At 71.6% G+C, this 18,956-nt stretch carries 19 protein-coding genes; 14 read left to right on the top strand and 5 right to left on the bottom strand.

Going from position 1 to position 18,956, the window contains the following annotated elements; all coding sequences use genetic code 11:
* Nucleotides 1-58: 58 nt before the first annotated feature.
* From QSK21_RS00365 to QSK21_RS00350, 4 genes are read left to right on the top strand one after another with little or no spacing between them, the layout of a single operon-like run.
* Nucleotides 59-883: an ABC transporter ATP-binding protein gene (locus tag QSK21_RS00365; RefSeq protein WP_285692604.1), complete on the top strand. Its 825-nt coding sequence runs from the start codon at nt 59-61 to the stop codon at nt 881-883.
* Nucleotides 880-1,578 carry an ABC transporter ATP-binding protein gene (locus QSK21_RS00360; RefSeq protein ID WP_285692603.1) on the top strand — a complete coding sequence of 233 codons (699 nt, stop codon included), beginning with the start codon at nt 880-882 and terminating at the stop codon, nt 1,576-1,578. Before QSK21_RS00365 ends, QSK21_RS00360 begins: the two co-directional genes overlap by 4 nt.
* Nucleotides 1,579-1,594: 16 nt before the next feature.
* On the top strand, nt 1,595-2,476 hold the full coding sequence (locus QSK21_RS00355) for a branched-chain amino acid ABC transporter permease (protein WP_285692601.1): 882 nt from the start codon (nt 1,595-1,597) through the stop codon (nt 2,474-2,476).
* 13 nt (nt 2,477-2,489) lie between these two features.
* Nucleotides 2,490-3,557: a branched-chain amino acid ABC transporter permease gene (locus tag QSK21_RS00350; RefSeq protein ID WP_285692600.1), complete on the top strand. Its 1,068-nt coding sequence runs from the start codon at nt 2,490-2,492 to the stop codon at nt 3,555-3,557.
* A 74-nt stretch (nt 3,558-3,631) separates the two neighbouring features.
* Here the strand turns inward: QSK21_RS00350 and QSK21_RS00345 are convergent, their stop codons facing one another.
* From QSK21_RS00345 to QSK21_RS00330, 4 genes are all read right to left on the bottom strand, one after another.
* On the bottom strand, nt 3,632-4,606 hold the full coding sequence (locus QSK21_RS00345; RefSeq protein ID WP_285692599.1) for a PDR/VanB family oxidoreductase: 975 nt from the start codon (nt 4,604-4,606) through the stop codon (nt 3,632-3,634).
* Complete coding sequence (locus QSK21_RS00340) at nt 4,603-4,857, bottom strand: hypothetical protein (protein WP_285692597.1); 255 nt, start codon at nt 4,855-4,857, stop codon at nt 4,603-4,605. Before QSK21_RS00340 ends, QSK21_RS00345 begins: the two co-directional genes overlap by 4 nt.
* Nucleotides 4,854-5,906, bottom strand: a complete 1,053-nt coding sequence (locus tag QSK21_RS00335; RefSeq protein ID WP_285692596.1) for a Rieske 2Fe-2S domain-containing protein — start codon at nt 5,904-5,906, stop codon at nt 4,854-4,856. The genes QSK21_RS00340 and QSK21_RS00335 overlap by 4 nt, the downstream gene beginning before the upstream one ends.
* Nucleotides 5,907-6,023: 117 nt before the next feature.
* Entirely contained in the window at nt 6,024-6,731 is a 708-nt protein-coding gene (locus QSK21_RS00330; protein WP_285692595.1) for an IclR family transcriptional regulator, read from the bottom strand.
* Nucleotides 6,732-6,918: 187 nt separating this feature from the next.
* Between QSK21_RS00330 and QSK21_RS00325 the strand changes: the two genes are divergently transcribed.
* The 8 genes from QSK21_RS00325 (at nt 6,919) to QSK21_RS00290 (ending at nt 14,847) form a co-directional block, all read left to right on the top strand.
* Nucleotides 6,919-7,419, top strand: a complete 501-nt coding sequence (locus tag QSK21_RS00325; protein ID WP_285692592.1) for a VOC family protein — start codon at nt 6,919-6,921, stop codon at nt 7,417-7,419.
* Between the two features lie 45 nt (nt 7,420-7,464).
* Nucleotides 7,465-8,616: an alpha/beta hydrolase gene (locus QSK21_RS00320; protein WP_285692590.1), complete on the top strand. Its 1,152-nt coding sequence runs from the start codon at nt 7,465-7,467 to the stop codon at nt 8,614-8,616.
* Nucleotides 8,601-9,848, top strand: coding sequence for an FAD-dependent oxidoreductase (locus QSK21_RS00315; protein ID WP_285692588.1), 1,248 nt, complete (start codon nt 8,601-8,603; stop codon nt 9,846-9,848). Before QSK21_RS00320 ends, QSK21_RS00315 begins: the two co-directional genes overlap by 16 nt.
* A gap of 61 nt (nt 9,849-9,909) precedes the next feature.
* Nucleotides 9,910-10,707, top strand: a complete 798-nt coding sequence (locus QSK21_RS00310) for a CoA-transferase subunit beta (protein ID WP_285692587.1) — start codon at nt 9,910-9,912, stop codon at nt 10,705-10,707.
* Nucleotides 10,704-11,561, top strand: a complete 858-nt coding sequence (locus QSK21_RS00305) for an alpha/beta fold hydrolase (RefSeq protein WP_285692585.1) — start codon at nt 10,704-10,706, stop codon at nt 11,559-11,561. Before QSK21_RS00310 ends, QSK21_RS00305 begins: the two co-directional genes overlap by 4 nt.
* Complete coding sequence (locus QSK21_RS00300) at nt 11,554-12,369, top strand: alpha/beta fold hydrolase (RefSeq protein WP_285692583.1); 816 nt, start codon at nt 11,554-11,556, stop codon at nt 12,367-12,369. The genes QSK21_RS00305 and QSK21_RS00300 overlap by 8 nt, the downstream gene beginning before the upstream one ends.
* Before the next feature lie 4 nt (nt 12,370-12,373).
* A complete protein-coding gene (locus QSK21_RS00295; RefSeq protein WP_285692581.1) occupies nt 12,374-13,942 on the top strand; it encodes a class I adenylate-forming enzyme family protein in 1,569 nt (522 codons plus the stop codon).
* Nucleotides 13,942-14,847 (top strand): CoA transferase subunit A, encoded by a 906-nt coding sequence (locus tag QSK21_RS00290; RefSeq protein WP_285692577.1) that lies wholly within the window; start codon nt 13,942-13,944, stop codon nt 14,845-14,847. The genes QSK21_RS00295 and QSK21_RS00290 overlap by 1 nt, the downstream gene beginning before the upstream one ends.
* A gap of 73 nt (nt 14,848-14,920) precedes the next feature.
* Here QSK21_RS00290 and QSK21_RS00285 read toward each other — a convergent pair whose 3' ends face one another.
* Nucleotides 14,921-15,922: an aldo/keto reductase gene (locus tag QSK21_RS00285; RefSeq protein ID WP_285692575.1), complete on the bottom strand. Its 1,002-nt coding sequence runs from the start codon at nt 15,920-15,922 to the stop codon at nt 14,921-14,923.
* Nucleotides 15,923-16,048: 126 nt separating this feature from the next.
* Here QSK21_RS00285 and QSK21_RS00280 point away from each other — a divergent pair, with 126 nt between their 5' ends.
* Entirely contained in the window at nt 16,049-17,587 is a 1,539-nt protein-coding gene (locus QSK21_RS00280; protein ID WP_285692573.1) for an aldehyde dehydrogenase family protein, read from the top strand.
* Entirely contained in the window at nt 17,584-18,672 is a 1,089-nt protein-coding gene (locus tag QSK21_RS00275; RefSeq protein ID WP_285692570.1) for a zinc-binding dehydrogenase, read from the top strand. The genes QSK21_RS00280 and QSK21_RS00275 overlap by 4 nt, the downstream gene beginning before the upstream one ends.
* Nucleotides 18,673-18,956: the final 284 nt, after the last annotated feature.

Genomic DNA, 18,956 nt, shown 5'->3' with positions numbered 1-18,956 from the left:
GACACTCGATCAGCGGCAGACTCGTCACCCTCCGAAAGGCGCGCCCACGTTGAGCCATGTGTCTGAGTCGTTGGAAGAGTCCGGAACGGCGCCGGGGCCACCGGCCGAGGAGCGGGCGGACCTGCTCGTGGTCGAGGGGATCGGCGTCGGCTTCGGTGGCGTCACCGCGCTGCGCGACCTGTCGTTCTCGGTCGCCGAAGGCACCGTCCACGCGCTGATCGGGCCGAACGGCGCCGGCAAGACCACGGCGTTCAACTGCATCACCCGCACGCAGCGCCCGCAGTCCGGCCAGATCCGCTACCGCGACCTCAGCCTGCTGCGCGTCCCGCCCGCCAGGCTGCCCAAGCTCGGCATCATGCGGACCTTCCAGCACCCGCAGCTGTGCCCCAGCCTCACCGTCATCGAGAACGTGCTCCTGGGCCACCACAGCAGGACCGAGGTCGGCTGGCTGCCCTGGATCACCCGCTCGCCGGGGGCCCGCCGCGAGGAACGGGCGGCCACGGAGGAGGGATACGAGATCCTCAGGGCGCTCGACCTCGCCGACCTCGCCGAGCACGAGGCCGACCGGCTGCCCTACGCGGCCCTCAAGCGCGTGGAGCTGGCGCGAGCCCTCATGGGACGGCCCAGGCTGCTGCTGCTCGACGAGCCCGCGGCCGGGCTGACCACCGAGGACGTCGAGAGGTTCGGCGACACCCTGCTGCGCCTCAACCGGGAGCAGGGGATCACGATCCTCGTCATCGAGCACAACCTCACGTTCGTCGGCCGGCTGGCGGACACGGTGACGGTGCTCGTCGACGGCCATGTGGTCGCCGAGGGAACCCTCGCGGAGGTCCGCGAGATCCCGATCGTGCGCGAGGCGTTCCTGGGGAAGGTGCGCGGATGAGCTTCCTGGTGATGGACCACGTGTCGGCCCGCTACGGCAACATCCCGGCCCTCTTCGACGCGAGCCTGTCCGTCGAACGGGGCGAGACCATCGCGCTGCTCGGGGCCAACGGCGCCGGCAAGACGACGACGCTCCGGTCGATCTCGCGGATGGTCAGGACCTCCGGGCGCATCGTCCTCGACGGCCGGGACCTGTCCAGGCTGAGCACCTCCGACGTGGCGCGGGCCGGTGTCGCGCACGTGCCCGAGGGCCGCGGCACCCTGGTCGAGCTGACCGTGAAGGAGAACCTGGTGCTGGGCGGCTACGGCGCGCGCCGCAAGGAGATCCGGCGCCGGATGAGCGAGGTCTTCGACACCCTGCCCCGCCTCGCCGAGCGGCAGGACCAGCGGGCCGGCACGCTCAGCGGCGGTGAGCAGCAGATGCTCGCGATCGGCCGGGCCCTGATGTCCGAGCCGCGGCTGCTGCTCCTGGACGAGCCCTCGCTCGGCCTCTCGCCACGCACCACCTCGGACGTCTACGAGCTGATCCAGCGGACGATCCGGGAACGCGACATGACCGTCGTCCTCGCCGAGCAGGACGTGGGCTACGCGATGGAGGTCGCCGACCGTGCCTACGTGCTCCAGGCCGGCTACGTCCAGGACGTCGGTCCCACCGAGGACCTCCAGGTCAGCCTCGTGAACCAGTACCTCGCCTAAGGATCCGGCCAGCACCATGACGCAGTTCATCCAGCAGCTAGTCATCGGCCTCAGCGACGGGACGATCTTCGCGGTCCTCGGCCTCGCGCTCGTGGTCGTGAACCGCGTGACCGGCACGATCAACTTCGCCCAGGGCGAGATGGCCACCCTGAGCGCGTTCGTGGCGTGGACGATGTCGGCCAAGTTCGGCTGGCCCTACGCGCTCGCCTTCGCCTTCGCGCTCGTCGTCTCGTTCGTGCTGGGCTCCGGGTTGCAGGCCGGCCTGGTGCGCCCGGTGGCCAAGCGCGGCGGCTTCGGGCTCATCCTGCTCACGATCGGGCTGTTCTACCTGGTCAACGGGGTGACCGGGATGATCTGGGGATACTCAACGAAGAGCTTCCCCTCGCCGTTCGACAACCGCCCGGTGAGCGTGCTCGGCGTCTACCTGCCCCAGCGGCAGATCGCCATCCTCGTGATCGCCGTCGCTTTGGTGGTGATGTGCGCCGCGTTCTTCCGGCTCACCACCTTCGGGCTCGCCATGCGCGCCGCCGCCCTCCAGCCCACCGAGAGCGAGCTTCTCGGCATCTCCGTGCTCAGGGTCCAGACCGTCGGGTGGGGGATCGCGGCCTCGGTCGGCGCGGTGGCCGGGATCCTCGTCGCCCCGGTCCAGACCCTCGAACCGAACATGTTGCAGCCACCGCTGCTGTTCGCCTTCGCGGCGGTCGTGCTCGGCGGCACCGACAGCATGGTGGGCAGCGTCATCGGCGGTCTGATCGTGGGCCTGATCGTCAACTTCTCGAACTACCTCATGCCGGACCTGCAGACGCTCAACGCCGTCATCGCCTTCGGTGTGATCGTCGCCGTCCTGTACGTGAAGCCCAACGGCCTGTTCGGCCGACCGGTCGCGCACCGGGCCTGAGCGGAGAACCACCATGACGACCCTCACCGGAGCCGCTGCACGTCCTGCCAGCGGGCACCCCGACGCACCGCGGCCGGTCACCACGCTGGTGACGCCGAGCCGGGTGGCGACCGTGCTGGTGCTCGTCGCGCTCGCGCTGCTGCCCCAGTTCAGCGGCGACTTCACGATCTCCAACTTCAGCATGGTGCTCATCTACGGGCTGGCGATCCTGAGCCTGGACGTGGTGACCGGCTACGCGGGCCAGATCTCGCTGGGGCACGGCGGGCTGATGGGCGTCGGCGCCTACTCGACCGCCCTGCTCGTCACGAACGCGGGAGTCAACCCGTACCTCGCCATCCTCCTGGCGCCGCTGGCCGCCGCCGTGCTCGGCCTGGTGTTCGCGGTGTCGGCGCTGCGGCTGAGCGGCATGTACCTGGCCCTGGCCACGTTCGCGCTCGCGCTCACCGTCCCCCAGTTCGCCAAGCACTTCGAGGACCTGACCGGGGGCACCCAGGGCATGACCGTCTCCGGCTGGTCCGCGCCCTCCAGCAGCATGGACACCGGTGTCTGGACCTACTACGTGATCCTGGTGGCCGCGACGCTCGCCTTCGGCCTCACCCGGCTCTTCCTGGGCGGCAGGGTCGGCCGGGCACTCGGTTCGGTCCGGGACAGCGAGCTCGCCGCGACGGTCTGCGGTATCAACGTCAGCCGGGTCAAGATCGCCGCGTTCTTCGTCAGCTCGCTGCTGGCCGGGCTGGCGGGCGCCCTGCTCGCGCTGTTCTCGGCCTATGTGAGCCCGGACCCCTTCGCCTTCACCCTGTCCCTGACGCTGTTCATCGGGCTGGGCGTGACGGGGGTACGGTCGCCGGCCACCCCCCTCATCGGCGGAATCATCATCGTCTACCTGCCGCTCGTCTCCGGTGAGATCTACCAGGGGAAGCCGGACATCGCCTATGGCGCGATCATCGTGCTTCTCGTGCTGCTCGGCCGGGGAGGGCTCATCGACATCGCCAAGCGCCTGTTCACGCAGGCCCGGCGGGTCGCCGCCGGTTCCGGCCCGCGCCGGCCGGACGTGGCGGAGCCCCAGCCGGAACAGGGCTGACCCGCGCCAGGACCGTAGGGACCGAAGGAGAGCCGGTGCACCGCGGGCGGGCCGCACCCGCCCGCGGATCCGGGTCAGAGGTCGAGCACCAGCCGGTCCCCGCGGGCACGGGAGACACAGATCATCATGAACTCGCCCGAGGCCCGTTCCTCCGGGGTGAGCACCGAGTCCCGATGGTCCGGCTCCCCGTCCAGGACCGTCGTCTCGCACGTCCCGCACGTGCCTTCGCGGCAGGAGTTGAGCACCGGGACACCGGCCTCTTCAAGGGCGGCGAGGATGGAGACGTGCGGCGGCACCTCGATGACGCGTCCGCTGGAGGCCAGCTCGACGAGGAACGCCGAGTCCTCCGCGGCGGAGGGGCCGGGCCGGCGGGGGCGGAACCGCTCCACCCGCAGCGCGTCCCCGGGCCACCGCGAGCAGCGCTCCTCGACGGCGGTGAGCAGGGCCTCCGGGCCGCAGCAGTAGACCTTGGTGCCGGGCCGCGGCTCCCCGAGGAGCGTGTCGAGGTCGAGCAGCCCGGTCTCGTCCTGCGGCCGCAGCTCGACCTTCGTGCCGTAGCGGGCGAGCTCGTCGGTGAACGCCATGGACGCGCGGCTCCGGCCGCCGTACACGAGCCGCCACGGCGCACCGGACCGCTGCACGGACTCGACCATCGGCAGCAGCGGCGTGATGCCGATGCCGCCCGCGATGAACAGGTAGCGGTCGGCCGGTTCGAGCTCGAAGTGGTTGCGCGGCCCGCGCACCCGCAGCCGCTGTCCCGCGGCCAGCCGGTCGTGCACGTAGGCGGAGCCGCCCGCGCCGTCCGGTTCCCGCAGCACCGCGACCCGCCACGTGGAGAGGTCGCCGGGGCGGCCGCACAGGGAGTACTGCCGCACCAGGCCGGAGGGCAGCAGCAGGTCGATGTGGGCGCCGGGCCGCCATGCGGGCAGGTCCGCGCCGGAGGGGCTGACCAGGTGCAGCGCGACGACACCGGCGGCGACGGCCTCCTTGCGCGCGACCAGGAGATCGTCCTCCCACTCGGCCACGGTCCGGGCGGCCGGGGAGGTCACGGCGCGATCCCCACCGGGGTGGGCACCAGCGCGCGCGAGCGCTCCGGTGAGGCGTCACCCGCCGGTTCCGGCGTCGGCCGGTGGTCGACGGGATGGTCGTAGAGCCAGGTCCAGAGTTCGGCGGGGTCCTCGCTCACGCGGTCGGCGCCGCAGTGGCAGATGCCGTGGAGCCGGTCGCTCCCGGGCACCCAGGTGATCCGGAAGCCCCCCGCCCGGCGGGCGGGAGGTCCCTCGTGCGCAGCACCGGTCACGAGCGCGCCTGTGCGAGGTCGGCTTCCTCGATCTGCCGGCGCAGCATGCGCCGGGCGGCCAGGCCCCCGGTGTCGATGTTGATGCTGAGCTCCTGGTAGCCGCCGGGATCGGCGGCCAGGTGCCGCTCCAGCCGGGTCAGCGCGGCGACGTCCTCAAGGATGATCGAGCGGGTGATCTCGGTCAGCGATCCGGAGATCTCCGGGTCGTCGATCGCGAAGTCGCGGGCGACCACCCAGAAGTCGAGCGTGGTGGTCTCGGTCTCCGGAGTGATCGGGTTGGCGATCTCCACATGGAACGCCTGGTCGTCGGGGCCGTCGTCGGGCGGGTAGACGCCCTGGGGCGCGATCCGCGTGTGCAGTTGGTACAGGCACGGCGGGTGGTACTCGATGTCCTGCCACCGCGTGATGCGGCCGGTGATCCCGGTGGCCCGCGCGTAGAACGGCGGGCACTCGGCGTCGTCCATCCGCCGGCTGACGTAGACGACCTGGTTGACGTCGTCCACCTCGGTCGTGATGGGCGCCTCGGCCACCTCGGGCGATCCGATGGAGGTGCTGTGCAGGTACGTCTCGTGCGAGAGGTCCATCAGGTTGTCGACGAGCAGCCCGTAGCGCGCCTCCAGCCGTTCCATGCCGCGCACGGTCGACCAGCCCTCGGCCTCGAACCACGGCGTCCGCGGGATCGCGCCGGCGTCGGCCCGGTCCGGGTCGCCGATCCAGACCCAGATGAAGCCGTCCTGCTCGACGACGGGGTAGCGGGGCACCCGGGCCGTGCGCGGTATCCGCTGCTGGCCGGGCACGTACACGCAGGTGCCGCGCTGGTCGTAGGTGAAGCCGTGATACCCGCAGACGATCTTGTCGTCGACGAGCCTTCCCTCGGACAGCGGGAAGCGCCGGTGCACGCAGTTGTCCGAGAGCCCGATGACCTCCCCCGCCGAGGTCCGGTAGAAGACGATCGGCTCGCCGCAGATGGTGCGAGCCAGCAGCTCATTGCTGATCTCGGAGCCGTAGGCGGCGACGTACCACTGGTTCCGGGCGAACGATGACGTCATGGATGTCCTATATTTGAAAAGAAACGCTCAGATATTGGCCATCTCATGGTCGGCATCGCGCTCGCCGGTGTCAAGGGTCACATCGGCCGCCCATCGCCTCCGGCGGCCGGCCGGGGCTCAGGCGCCGAACTCGGAGATGTTCGCGGCGGCGGCCATGACGGCGGCCGCCGCCTCCTCGATGTCCAGCTCGCGCAGCGAGACGATGCCGATGCTCGCGTTCAGGGGCTGCCCCGTGCGGTCGCGCAACGGCGTGGCGATGCCGACGGCCCCGGCGGTGAGCTGCCCGCTGGTGACGACGTATCCGAGCTCCCGCGCCTTGGTGACCTCCTGTGGCTCGCCCGGCGTGGGCGGCCTGCTCGACAGGATCGCGATGCCGCTCGCGCCCTGCTCCAGCGGGTGCCGCGCGCCCGGGTGCTGGGAGAGGTGGAACGCGGCGTTCTCGGGCTCGACGACGCTGAGGGCGACGGCCTCGTTCCCCTCGGCGACCACGCACTGGGCGGTGGACTCCAGCGACTCGGCGAGCCGGCGCAACTGCGGGAGCACCAGCCGGCGCAACTGCGAGTTGGCCAGATGGGAAAGGCGCAGCACGCCGAGCCCCAGGCAGTAGCGCCCCGAATCGGTCCGGGCGGCGAGGTGGTGCGCGGTGAGGGTGTTCAGGAGCCGGTACACCGCCTGCCGGTGCATGGACAGCTCCGAGGCGATCTCGGCGACCGCGAAATCGCGGTCCTCGGCGGCGAGGAGTTCCAGGACCCGCAGACCGCGATCCAGGGTCAGCGCCCCGCCGTTCGCCGCGCCGCCGGCACCGGACTGCCTGTCAGTGGACATGTGGCCTCTCTCTGTGAAGTCGAGTTCATATGGATGGTGACACGACTCGGAGCGGTTGAGTGCCGGATCCCACCGGCCCCCGGGCACTCCGTACGGCCCGGCCGCCGTGGTTGACAGCCGCTCGGCCAAGAGCAACACTAATGCATATTACGGACGTACTGTCCGATAAACGGACGAGGAAGGGACCATGACGATCCCGTCGGCACCGATCAGCCTCAACCACATCGCCTATCCGACCTGGGACTCCCAGGCGACCTACGACTTCTACACACGGGTGATGCGCTGCGAGTTCCTCGCCGCCATCCAGCTCGACAGGGTGCCGTCGGTGGGCGAGCCCACTCCTTTCCTGCACACCTTCTACGGAATGACCTCCGGTGAGGCGATCGCGTTCTTCGAGGTCGAGGGCCTCGAACGGCCCGAGTCCGACCCGATCCCCTCGTGGATCCGGCACATCGCGGTGAACGTCGGCACCCGCGAGGACCTGCTCGCCTGGCAGCGGCACCTCAACGAGATGGGCGTCGAGACGACCGGCCTCGTGGACCACGACGGCACCTGGGAGTCGCTGTACCTGTTCGACCCCAACGGAGTGCGTATCGAGCTGACCATGCAGAGCCGCGACCTCGACGACCAGGACGCCGCCGAGGGGCTGAAGACCCTGGAGGCATGGAACGCCCGCCGCCGCGGCTGACCTCCCGACCCGAACCTCGTGCGCTTCTCCTTTTTGGGGGCCCGTTTGCTCACACGTGAACTGCTCGCCATCCCGATGTCCGCGGACGGACGGATCGACATCAACTCGGGGGTGGCCCGCCTCAGCAAGACGATCTGGGGCGTTCTGTGGCGAGACGACGCCGCGCCCACCGACACCGTCTTCCTGTTCGTCCACCCGGCCTCGAACTTCCTGGGCCACTACGCGCTGGAACCCTTGGCGCGCCGGGGAGTCGCCGCCGCCGGCCTCGCGACCCGGTACGTCGGCAACGACTCGACCCTGATCATGGAGAACTGCGTGCTGGACATCGCCGCCGCGATCGCGCACCTGCGCTCCATGGGCTTCGGGAAGGTGGTGCTCGTCGGGAACTCGGGCGGCGGCGGTCTCGCGGCGCTGTACCAGTCCCAGGCCGAGGCGCCCGACATCAAGGCGACTCCGGCGGGCGACCCGCCGGACCTCACCGACGCGGACCTGCCCCCCGCCGACCTGCTCGTGATGGCCATGGCGCACCCGGGACGGGCCATCGTGTACACCGAAGGGCTCGACCCGGCGATCACCGACGAGGCCCGGCCGGACCGGCGCGACCCGGAGCTCGACATGTTCGCGCCCGGCCGGACCGTCCCCTACCCGGACGACTTCGTCCGCGCCTACCGCCAGGGCCAGCTCGACCGGAACCGGCGCATCACCCGGTGGGTCCAGGAGCAGCTCACGGCGCTGGCGGACGGCTCCCACCCGATGTGCCGCGGCGACGGCCCCACGCCCGACGACCTGCCCTTCGTCGTGCACGGCACCGCCGCCGACCTGCGCTTCCTCGACCTCTCGCTCGACCCGTCCGACCGCCGGAGCGGCACGCTCTGGGGCGATCCGTGGGTGGCGAACTTCCGCCCGGCGAGCCTGGGCCACCACACCAGCCTCCGCTCGTGGCTGAGCCAGTGGAGCCATGACCTCAGCCGCGCGAACGCGCCCAAGCACCTGCCGCGGGTCTCCGTCCCGGTGATGGTGATCTCCGGGAGCGCCGACGTCGCGGCGTTCCCCAGCCATGCCCGGTCGATGTACGACGCGGTCGCGCACGACCGGCGGGAATGGGTGGAGATCGCCGGGGCCGACCACTACTTCCAGGGCCGCCCCGACCTGGCCGAGCGGATGTGCGACCACCTCGTCGAATGGGCCGCCCGGTGAACGCCGCCCAGCAGCCGCCCCGTCCACCGGTCGATGTGGCGATCGTCGGGGGCGGGCCGGTCGGGCTGACCGCGGCGCTCGCCCTGGCGCGCCGCGGCGTCACCGTGCGGGTGTTCGAGCGCTTGATGCAGCCCAGCGTCGAGTGGCGGGCGTCCACGTTCCACTCGCCCACCCTGGAGATCGCGCTTGAGCTCGGCATCGCCGGCGAGATGCTCCGGCAGGGTCTCATCGCCCCCAAGGCCCAGTACCGCAGCCGGACCGACGGCCTGATCGCCGAGTTCGACCTCTCGGGGCTGTCGTCGGAGACGCCGTACCCGTTCCGCCTCCAGCTCGAGCAGTACAAGTACGTCGACATCCTCAACGAGCGCCTGGCCAGGACGCCGACCGCCGAGGTGCGGTACGGCGTCGAGGTCGAACGGGTCGACACCTTCGACACGCACGCGGAGGTGCACGGGGCGGACGGCCTGATCCAGAAGGCGTCGTGGGTGATCGCCGCGGACGGCGCCCGCAGCACCGTCCGCAAGTGTCTCGGCCTGTCCTTCGACGGTTCGACGTACGAGCACCGCTACCTCGTGCTGAGCCTGGAGTACCCCCTTGAGGAACTGCTCCCGGACATCTGCGAGGTCAACTACATCTCGGACCCGAAGGAGCATCTCCTCCTGCTCCGGATCCCGGACCTCTGGCGCGTGGTGATCTCGATCCCGCCGGGGGTCAGCGACGAGGAGGCGACGTCGGCCCCTTTCATCCGGAAACGCCTCACCCTCATCGTGGGCACGTCCCTGGAGCTGCCGGTCAAGGAGGCGAAGATCTACGCCGTCCACGAGCGCGTGGCGGAGCGGCTTCGCGTCGGACGGATCCTGCTCGCCGGCGACGCCGCCCACATCAACAGCCCGATGGGGGGCATGGGGCTGAACAGCGGCATCCACGACGCGTACGACGCCGCCGTCCAGCTTCTCGGCGTCATCCGCGGCGAGCAGGACGCGAGCTGTCTCGACGCGTGGGCGGAACGGCGGCGGGCGGTGGCCCTTGAGGAGATCCAGCGCCTGACGCGGGAGACGACACAGGCGCTCGCGCAGAAGAACCCGGTGAAGGCCGAGTCCTACCAGCGGATGATGGCGGAGACGGCCGCGGAGCCCGAGCGCGCCCGGCAGTGGATGCTGGACGCCTCGATGATCAGCAACGTGCGCCGGCACCGGCTGCCGCCGAGAACGGGCCGCTGGGCCCTCGGCTAGCGGGCGCGGACGGTGGTCCGCGCCGCACGGCCGGTAGAGATCGAGACGAACAGGAGCAGGGATGGACGAGCGTTGGAGCTGGGCCGAGCTGATGGCGGTGTCGATGTCCCGGCTGATGCGGGACGGGTACTTCGGCGCGGTCGGCGCCGCCGCCCACATCCCCATGGCGGGGCTCCGCCTGGCCCAGCTCACGCACGCACCGAACCTGTCCTTCATGTGCGGAGGCAGCGGCGGGCTGAACCCCGGCTTCGAGCGGCTGACCGAGTCCTCCAGCGACTTCCGGAACCTGGTGAACAGCGACTTCCGGTACAGCCTTGAGGACGTCGTCGACCTGGAACTGGCCATGCGGTTCGACTTCGCCTTCGTCGGCGGCATGCAGATCGACAAGTTCGGCAACGTCAACATGTCGGTGATCGGCCCGTGGGACGCGCCCAAGGTCCGCGGGCCGGGGACGGTCGGCCTCATCTTCCTTGGCGCCTTCCGCCGCAGCTTCCTCTACACCGAGCATCACTCGCCACGGGTTCTCGTGGACAAGGTGGACTTCCGCTCGGGCGGTGGCTGGCTCGACGGGGGAGACTCGCGGAGCAAGGTGTACCGGAAGGGGACGGAGGGCCCCGAGTTCCTCTTCACGCCGCTGGGGGTCTTCGACTTCGAGCCCGAGACCAAGCACATGCGCCTGATGAGCGTCCACCCTGGATCCAGCGTCGACGCGGTCCGCGAGGCCACCGGCTTCGAGCTGCTGGTCTCCGACGACGTCACCGAGACCCCCGCGCCGACGGAGGAGGAGCTGCGCATCCTGCGCGAGCACGTGGACCGTGACGGTGTCCTCCGGCGCTACGGACCGGTGCCCTCTCGATGAGCTTCACCCATCGGATCCTGGAGGTCGGCGGTTTCCGGACGCACTACCTCGACGCCGGAGACGGCCCGCCCCTGGTGCTCCTGCACGGCGGGGAGTACGGCGCCGCCGCCGAGCTGACGTGGGAGCACTGCATCGACGACCTCGCGGCGCACTTCCGCGTCATCGCCCCCGACTTCTATGGGTACGGGGCCAGCGACAAGGTGCGGGACTTCCGGGGGCAGCGTCGCCGCCTCATGACGCAGGTGCGAGTGCTGCTGGAAAGCCTCGGCATCGGCTCCGCCCGGTTCGTCGGCACCTCGCTGAGCGGGCGGCTGTTGCTCACGGCCGCGGCCTCGGCGCCGATGGCGTGGCCGGTGGAGGCGATGGCGGTGGTCGGCATCGGCATGGATCCCCCCGGCGGTCCGGGGCACGACCTGCTGACCCGCTACGACGGTTCGCTGGACGGGCTGCGCCCGATCATGTCCGTGCTGTTCGCCGACCCGGCGTTCCGGGACGACGAGGCGTACCTTCGCAGGCGCCACGAGTTCTGTGTCCTCCCCGGCGCCTGGGAGTTCGGCGCCGCCGCCGGCCTCCGGCTGCCACGGCCCGGCGGCGACGAGGCGACACCCCATCGGACCGGGCGCCGGGCACCCTCGTACGACCGTGTCCGGGTGCCCTCGTTGTTCCTGCTGGGATCGGAGGACCGGCTGGTGCCGCGCGAGTCCTGGGAACGGCTGGTTTGCACGGTCCCCGGCGCGCGGAGCCGGGTGATCGAGGGCGCGGGCCACTACCCGCAGATCGAGCGCGCAAAGGAGTTCACCGACGTCCTGCTCGACTTCCTGCTCGACGATGAGGGGGACCGGATCGATGCCTGAGCTCGACTGGCCGGTGGTCTGGGCGGAAAGCGGCGGCGGGCCGGACTCCCGCCTGGTGTTCCTGCACGGGTCCGGGGCCTGCGCGACCGTCTGGGACGGCGTGCTCGCGCGCCTCCCCGCGACCATCGGCTGGACCGTCCTGGACCTGCCGGGGCACGGGCGCTCGGGACGGCTGCCGAGCTACGCAACGGGCGTCGTCGCGGCGGCGGTCGCCGCGCGTATCGGCCCCGGCGAGCCCGTCGTCCTCGTGGGCCACTCGCTGGGCGGCCTGGTCGCCCTCACGCTCGCGAACCCGATCTTCGGCCTCGACGTGCGCGCGGTGCTGGGCTTCTCCATCAAGGTCGACTGGACCGAGGAGGAGCTGGCGCGGCGCTCCGCGTCGGCCTCCCGCCCGGCCCGGACGTGGGCGGACCGCGACGAGGCCCTGGCCCGGTTCGCCCGGGTGTCCGGGCTCGCCGAGGCGGCCGACCCGATCCCGCCGGACCGGCTGGCCCCCGGTATCCGCCGGGTGCCCGACGGGTACGCGCTGGCCCACGACCGGGCGGCGGCGCTCGTCCCGCCACTGGCGCGGGAACGGATCGCCGACCAGGTCGCGCACGCCGCCGCCCCCGTGGTCCTGGCCTGCGGTGACCAGGACCGCATGTCGACGCCCGCCTCCATGGGCTACCTCGGCGAGGTCGAGGAGCTCAAGGGCGCCGGCCACAACGCACACCTGACCCATCCGGACCTCGTGGCGGGGCTGATCCTGGGGGTCCTGGCACGACACGTGCCCGGCGCGCCCGGTCCGGACGCCCGGGCGAGGAGGTAGCACGATGCGCATCGAGTCCTTGCTGCGCCGCAACGCCGTCCAGTTCGCCGACCGGCCGGCGCTGATCGAGGACCACCGCAGGCTCACCTGGGCGGAACTGGACGCGGAGGCGAACAGGCTCGCCAACGTGCTGCGCGCACGCGGCTACCGCGAGCAGGAGCGGGTGGCGGTCGTGCTGACGAACAGCTGCGACATCCCGATCGCCTACTTCGCGCTCTGGAAGTGCAACCTCGTCAGCGTCGCCATCAACCCCCGGCTCACCGCCCCCGAGATCCGCAGGATCCTCCAGCACTCGGGCGCGAGCGCCGTCATCTGCGAAAGCGGCCCCGCGGTGGAGGCCGCTGCGGACGCGCCCACCGTGCGCGACGTGTTCAGCGTCGTGGACGGGCTGCCGGGCGCCCGGCCGCTGCGCGAGCTGACCGAGGACAGCAGCACGGCGGACCCGCCGGTGCTCGGGACGGGTGACGACCTGCGCTCATTGCGCTACACCAGCGGGACCACGGGTCTGCCCAAGGGCTGCATGGCCACGCACCGGCAGCAGCTCGCCAGCGTGAGCAACTTCCTGATCGAGGTGGAGGTGCCGCGCACCGGCCCGACGTTCCTGTCGGTTCCCATGACGCTCGGCGTCGGCGCCTTCTACCTCACCGCCGCCACCTACCTGGGCGTGCCGCTGCTGATCCGCAGCAGGTTCGACGCCGCCGCCTTCCGCGCCGACGTCGAGGCGTACGGGGTGACGCACGCGTTCCTCGTGCCCACCATGCTCGTCGACCTGGCCAAGCGGATCGAGGAGCACGGCCCCTGGGACGCCTCGACGCTTTCGCTCATCGGGTACGGCGGCGCCACGATCTCATGGGACGTGGTGCGGACCGTCCGCGACGGGGTCGGCTGCGGGATGTACCAGGGGCTGGGCGCCACCGAGGCCGGAGGCTACGCCACCCTGCTGACCCCCGAGGACCACGACTACCTGCTGGCCCGCGACAACCCGTCGCCGATCGTCTCGGTGGGCCGTCCGGCGGCGTACGCGCGGGCGCGCATCGTCGACGAGCACGGCGACGAGGTCCCGCGCGGCGAGACGGGCGAGCTGCAACTGGCCAGCGCCAGCACCTTCTCCGGCTACTGGAGCCAGCCGGAGGAGACCAGGGCCGCCATCCGCGACGGCTGGCTGTCCCTGGGCGACCTCGCCTGGCAGGACGAGCGCGGCTACGTCTACCTCGTCGACCGCAAGCAGGGGGTCATCCGGTCCGGGTCGCAGAACGTGTACGCCGCCGAGGTGGAGGCCGTCGTGCAGTCCTGCCCCGGCGTCAACCGGGCGGGCGTCGTGGGCGTGCCCGATCCCCGGTTCGGCGAGGTGGTCAAGGCCCTGGTGGAGAGGGCCGACGGCGCGGAGGTGACCGCCGAGGAGCTGATCGACTTCTGTGCCGCGCGGCTGGCCAACTACAAGCGCCCCCGCCTCGTGGAGTTCGTCCCCGCCATTCCCGTCGACGACGGCGGCAAGGTCCGTCGCGCGGAACTCAAGAAGCTGAGCGAGGCCGAGCCGGTTTCGCCCGGCGCCACCCGACAGGAGCCTCAGTGATGTCCGTGCCTTCGCCAGCCTCGCCGATCAAGAGCAAGGTGATGACGCCCGACGAGGCGGTCGCCGTCATCGAGGACGGCGCCACCGTCGCGGTGGGCGGCGCGCACTCCCACAACAACCCGATGGCGCTCGTGTACGCCCTCGTGCGCAAGGGCGTCCGCGACCTGACGGTGATCCCGACGCCGAGCGCCGGGCTGGCCGTCGATGTCCTCGTCGCGGCAGGATGCGTGTCCAGGCTGCACGTGAGCTATGTGGGCCTGGAGTTCCTCGGCTTCGCGCCCAACTTCCGCAGGGCGGGGGAGCGCAAGGAGATCGAGATCATCGAGGCCGACGAGGCGTGGATCGTCTTCGGCCTGCGCGGCGGCGCGGCGCGGCTGCCGTTCGTGGCGCTGCCGCCGCTCTACGAGGGAACCGACCTTCCCAAGGTGAACCCGCTCATCAGGTCCACGACCGACCCCTACACCGGCGGGACCGTGACGACGATCCCGGCCCTGCGCGCCGACGCGTGCCTGGTGCACGGGCAGGTGGCCGACCAGCGCGGCAACGTGCAGATCTTCGGCCAGCGGCGGTTCGAGGACCTCATGGCCAAGGCGTCCGACCATGTGATCGTCAGCGTGGACGAGATCCTCGATCCCTCGGCGCCGTCACCGGACCCGCGCCACGTGTCCATCCCGGGCGCCATCGTCGAGGCGGTCGCGCACGCTCCGTACGGCGCGCACCCGACCTCCTCGCCGGGGCACTACGACTACGACCGGGAGGCGCTCGTGGCGTACCGCGACCTGGCGGCGCGGGAGCAGACCGGCTCGTGGCTCGACAGCCACGTCCGCCAGGTCGACGGGCAGCTCGGCTACCTGGAAAAGGTCGGCCTGCGCCGGCTGCTCGACCTCAAGCAGTCCATGTGGTGAGCGTTCATGTGGTGAGCGTTCATGTGGTGAGCGGGGGCCTGCGGCCCCCGCGGCCGCGGTCCGGGAACCTGCGTCACCAGGCGTAGGCTTCGGGGGCCGGACCGGGGCCGGGGAAGATCTCGTCGAGCCTGGTGAGCGTGTCGGCGTCCAGGTGGAGCGACAGCCCGCCCAGCGCGCCGGTGAGCTGGTCGAGGGTGCGCGGGCCCACGATCGCGCCGTCCACGCCCGGCCTGCCGAGCACCCAGCTCAGGGCGACGTGCGCCGGGTCCGCCCCCAGGTCGCGGCACAGCTTCTCGTACTCCTCGATCGCGGGCCGGTGCCGTTCGAGCTTGGCGAGCCGCGCCTGACGGTGGGGGGCGATGCGCTCCCCCTTGAGCGGGGTCCCGAGCTGGTTGCGGCGCTCCTTCTCCAGGACGCCGCCCAGCAGCCCGGCGCTCAGCGGCGCCCAGGCCAGGACACCGACGCCGTACTCGGCACAGGCGGGAAGCACCTCCAGCTCGATCGTCCGGTCGAGGAGGCTGTAGATCGACTGCTCGCTGACCAGCCCCGGGTGATGGCGGCGGCGCGCCTCCTCCTGGAGCCTCGCGACGTGCCACCCCGCGTGGTTGGACGAGCCGACATAGACGATCTTGCCCTGTGCGCGCAGCACATCCATGGCCGACCAGATCTCCTCGACTGGGGTGTCCCGGTCGACGTGGTGCATCTGGTAGATGTCGATGTAGTCGGTCTGGAGCCGCCGCAACGACGCGTCGCAGGCCCTCCTGATGTGCAACGCGGAAAGGCGCCCGTTGTTGGGCCAGTCGGCCATCTCGCCGTACAGCTTGGTGGCCAGGACGGTCCGTTCCCTCCGGCCGCCGCCCTTGCTCAGCCAGCGGCCGATGATCTGCTCGGTGTAGCCCTCACCGAACCGCCAGCCGTAGGCGTCGGAGGTGTCGACCATGTTGATCCCGTGGTCGAGCGCGGCGTCCAGGATGAGGTGGGCGTCGTCCTCGGTGGTCTGCGTCCCGAAGTTGTCGGTGCCCAGACAGATCCGGCTGACGCGCAGGCCGCTCCGGCCGAGGTGGGTGTAGTCCATCCTGCCCTTCCGTTTATCGGACAGTTGATCCTATATTCGTTAGAGCGGTACGCTACTCCCGCGCAGTGGCCTTCCGCCACCCTCGACGGATCCCGGGCCGCGCGAGCCGTATGAACCGGAGGCGCCGTGACCGCGACAACCCTCTCCACCGACCTGGCCGCCCGGATCTCCAAGGCCCGGCTTCCTTCGGAGCACACCTTCCTGGACGGGCGTCTGGTGGACGGCGCCGGCGAGCCGATGACGACCCTGTATCCGGGCGACGGTTCGGCACTGGCGCGGGTCTCCGCCACCTCGTCGTCGCTGATCGACGAGGCGGTCGGCGGAGCGGTCCGCGCCCAGCCCGACTGGGCCGCCACCCCGCCCCTTCAGCGCGCCGCCGTCCTGCTGCGCGCGGCCGGCCTGCTCGAAGAGTCCGTCGACCGGCTGGCGCACCTGGTCGTGCTCGACAACGGCAAGACCTGGATGGAGGGCCGCGCGGACGTCATGGTGGCCGCCGCCCTGCTCCGCAACTCGGCGTCGTGGGCGAGCAATCTGGAAGGGATGACCCTGCCCCTGGACGGCACCGCCTGGAAGATGACGTTCCGCGAGCCGGTCGGGGTGGTGGCGGCCATCATCCCGTTCAACGCGCCGCTCATGTTCTCCGCGCAGAAGGCCGGACCCGCCCTGGCGGCGGGCAACACGATGGTGCTGAAGGCCCCCGAGCAGAGCCCCCTGGCAGCGCCCGCGTTCGCCGAGCTGATGGCGGAGGCGGGCGTACCGGCGGGCGCGCTGCAAGTGGTGCAGGGCGAGGCCCCGGCCGGGCAGGCCCTGCTCCAGGACCCGCGCGTCGACCTCATCTCGTTCACCGGCAGCTCGGGAGTGGGACGGCGGGTGATGGCGGCCGCCGCGGCGGGCCCCACCCGCCTGCTGCTGGAACTCGGCGGCAAGTCCGCGAACGTCGTCTTCGCCGACGCCGACCTCGAGGCCGCCCTGGACGGCTCGCTGGCCGGGATCTTCCGCAACGCCGGGCAGCGCTGCTTCTCCGGCTCGCGCCTCCTCGTACAGGACGCGGTGGCCGACGAGTTCCTCGCGGAACTGGCGGCCCGAGCCGCCCGGATCCCGGTCGGCGACCCCTTCGACCAGCGCAACCGCGTCGGCGCGCTGATCTCGCAGCGGGAGGTGACACGGGTCCGGGGCATGATCGACCAGGCGGTGCGCGCGGGCGCCCGTGTCGTGGTGGGTGGTGACCGCCCGCCCGGCGCCCACCCCGGCGGGGCGTTCCTGCGGCCGACGATCGTCGAGGTGCCGCCCGAGGCGGCCGAGAGCGTCGACCTGGTGCGGGAGGAGGTGTTCGGCCCGGTCCTGGCGGTGCAACGGTTCTCCGACGACGAAGAGGCCGTACGGCTCGCGAACGACTCCGACTACGGGCTCGCGGGCGGCTGCTGGACTCGCGACATCGCCCGCGCCGTGGGGACCGCGCGGGCCATCCGGACCGGGTACTTCTGGATCAACTCCTACGGCGCGCTGGCGCTCGACGCGCCCGTCGGCGGCGTCAAGTCCTCCGGGTTCGGACGCGAGCTCGGACGGGTCGGCCACGAGGAGTACACCGAACTCAAGACCGTGATCCTGGAAAGCTCACCGGAACGCGGCCCAGCGTGGCTCCCGGCGGACGGAGCGGGCCGATGACCTCCGGCTACCTCGGGGCGGTGGCGCTGGAGGCCGGCCACCACGTCTCCCTCGAACGCGTGGCCGGGCGCGCGCCCGAGAACAACGAGGTGCTGCTCGACGTCACCGCCTGCGGGCTGTGCCACAGCGACGTGCACTTCATGGAGGGCACCTCGGGAACCGCGTTCCCCTACCTGCTCGGCCACGAGGTGACGGGGGTGGTCCGCGAGATCGGCGCCGACGTGTCGGGCGTCGTCCCGGGAGACACCGTCGTCGTGGCCCCCATGGTCCCGTGCGGCGAATGCAAGCAGTGCCTCGCCGGCCGCGCGCAGGCGTGCCCGCGCAAGCTCGCCCAGAACCCGCCGGTCGAGCTCGTCAACGGTGGTCCCGCCAACCGGGTGCTGGGCGTGGGCGGGCTCGCGGAGCAGGTGGTCGTGCCCGAGCGCCAGGTGGTCAAGATCGACCCGAAGGTCCCGCCCGAGGTGGCGGCCCTGCTCGGCTGCGCCGTCCCCAGCGGGTTCGGCGCGGCGGTCAACACCGCGGCGACGGGACCGGCGGACGACGTGGTCGTGGTGGGATGCGGCGGTGTCGGCCTCGCCGCCATCGCGGGCGCCCGGTTCGCCGGGGCGCGCCGCATCGTCGCGCTGGACGCCAACGCGGGCAAGCTGCCCATGGCCCGGCGCTTCGGCGCCACCGACCTCCTCGACGTGACCGCGGTCGGCGACGTCACCGAGGCGGTCCGCGAACTCACCGACGGGACCGGCGCCGACGTGGTCATCGACGCCGTGGGCGGCACCAGGACGTTCCAGCAGGCGCTCACGCTGCGTGCCCCCGGCGGCCGGATGGTGGTCGTGGGCGCTCCCGCCACGACGGACGTGGCGCAGGTCCCGCTCCGCCCGCTGTTCCTCACCGGCGGCTCCATCCAGGTCTCGATCTGGGGCGACTGCCGCGCGTCCCGAGACCTCCCCCGGCTGGCCGACCTGTACCTGTCGGGAGACCTTCCGCTCGGGGAGTACGTCCAGGAGACGTACAGGCTCGACGAAGCGCAGACCGGGTACGAGCGGCTGCTGTCGGGCCAGGTGCTCCGCCCCGTCGTGCTGATGTGACGCCGCCGTGCTGATGTGATGGTGAGGTCCGTCCCGCGGACCCGGCGGACGCGGAGGTGGACACCGGCCGCGAGGTGCTCCCGAGACGTTCGGCGCTTCCGTTCGGCATCACCTCGACGTGCTTCACCCGGCTGATGCGGCACGAGGGCGAGGCCGCTGGAGTGACGCCGGCCGCCCCCGAGCAGCCCTGGCCATGTCGATGGCCAGGGCTGCTCGTGTCGCCTGACCTGGGCATCCATGGGCTTCCGGCCCTCGCGCCGACCGCCCCGCATCGTTCACGAGGC

The organism is Actinomadura sp. NBRC 104412 (assembly GCF_030269515.1).
Lineage (GTDB): Bacteria > Actinomycetota > Actinomycetes > Streptosporangiales > Streptosporangiaceae > Spirillospora.
Note: the sequence above shows the minus strand (reverse complement) of the source record. Positions and strands in the feature narration are given on the sequence as shown.

Coding starts and splice junctions, on each gene's coding strand:
- QSK21_RS00305 (WP_285692585.1), top strand. CDS start 10,704: ATGAGCTTCACCCATCGGATCCTGGAGGTCGGCGGTTTCCGGACGCAC.
- QSK21_RS00310 (WP_285692587.1), top strand. CDS start 9,910: ATGGACGAGCGTTGGAGCTGGGCCGAGCTGATGGCGGTGTCGATGTCC.
- QSK21_RS00350 (WP_285692600.1), top strand. CDS start 2,490: ATGACGACCCTCACCGGAGCCGCTGCACGTCCTGCCAGCGGGCACCCC.
- QSK21_RS00315 (WP_285692588.1), top strand. CDS start 8,601: ATGGGCCGCCCGGTGAACGCCGCCCAGCAGCCGCCCCGTCCACCGGTC.
- QSK21_RS00335 (WP_285692596.1), bottom strand. CDS start 5,906: ATGACGTCATCGTTCGCCCGGAACCAGTGGTACGTCGCCGCCTACGGC.
- QSK21_RS00300 (WP_285692583.1), top strand. CDS start 11,554: ATGCCTGAGCTCGACTGGCCGGTGGTCTGGGCGGAAAGCGGCGGCGGG.
- QSK21_RS00360 (WP_285692603.1), top strand. CDS start 880: ATGAGCTTCCTGGTGATGGACCACGTGTCGGCCCGCTACGGCAACATC.
- QSK21_RS00295 (WP_285692581.1), top strand. CDS start 12,374: ATGCGCATCGAGTCCTTGCTGCGCCGCAACGCCGTCCAGTTCGCCGAC.
- QSK21_RS00285 (WP_285692575.1), bottom strand. CDS start 15,922: ATGGACTACACCCACCTCGGCCGGAGCGGCCTGCGCGTCAGCCGGATC.
- QSK21_RS00275 (WP_285692570.1), top strand. CDS start 17,584: ATGACCTCCGGCTACCTCGGGGCGGTGGCGCTGGAGGCCGGCCACCAC.
- QSK21_RS00355 (WP_285692601.1), top strand. CDS start 1,595: ATGACGCAGTTCATCCAGCAGCTAGTCATCGGCCTCAGCGACGGGACG.
- QSK21_RS00330 (WP_285692595.1), bottom strand. CDS start 6,731: ATGTCCACTGACAGGCAGTCCGGTGCCGGCGGCGCGGCGAACGGCGGG.
- QSK21_RS00290 (WP_285692577.1), top strand. CDS start 13,942: ATGTCCGTGCCTTCGCCAGCCTCGCCGATCAAGAGCAAGGTGATGACG.
- QSK21_RS00325 (WP_285692592.1), top strand. CDS start 6,919: ATGACGATCCCGTCGGCACCGATCAGCCTCAACCACATCGCCTATCCG.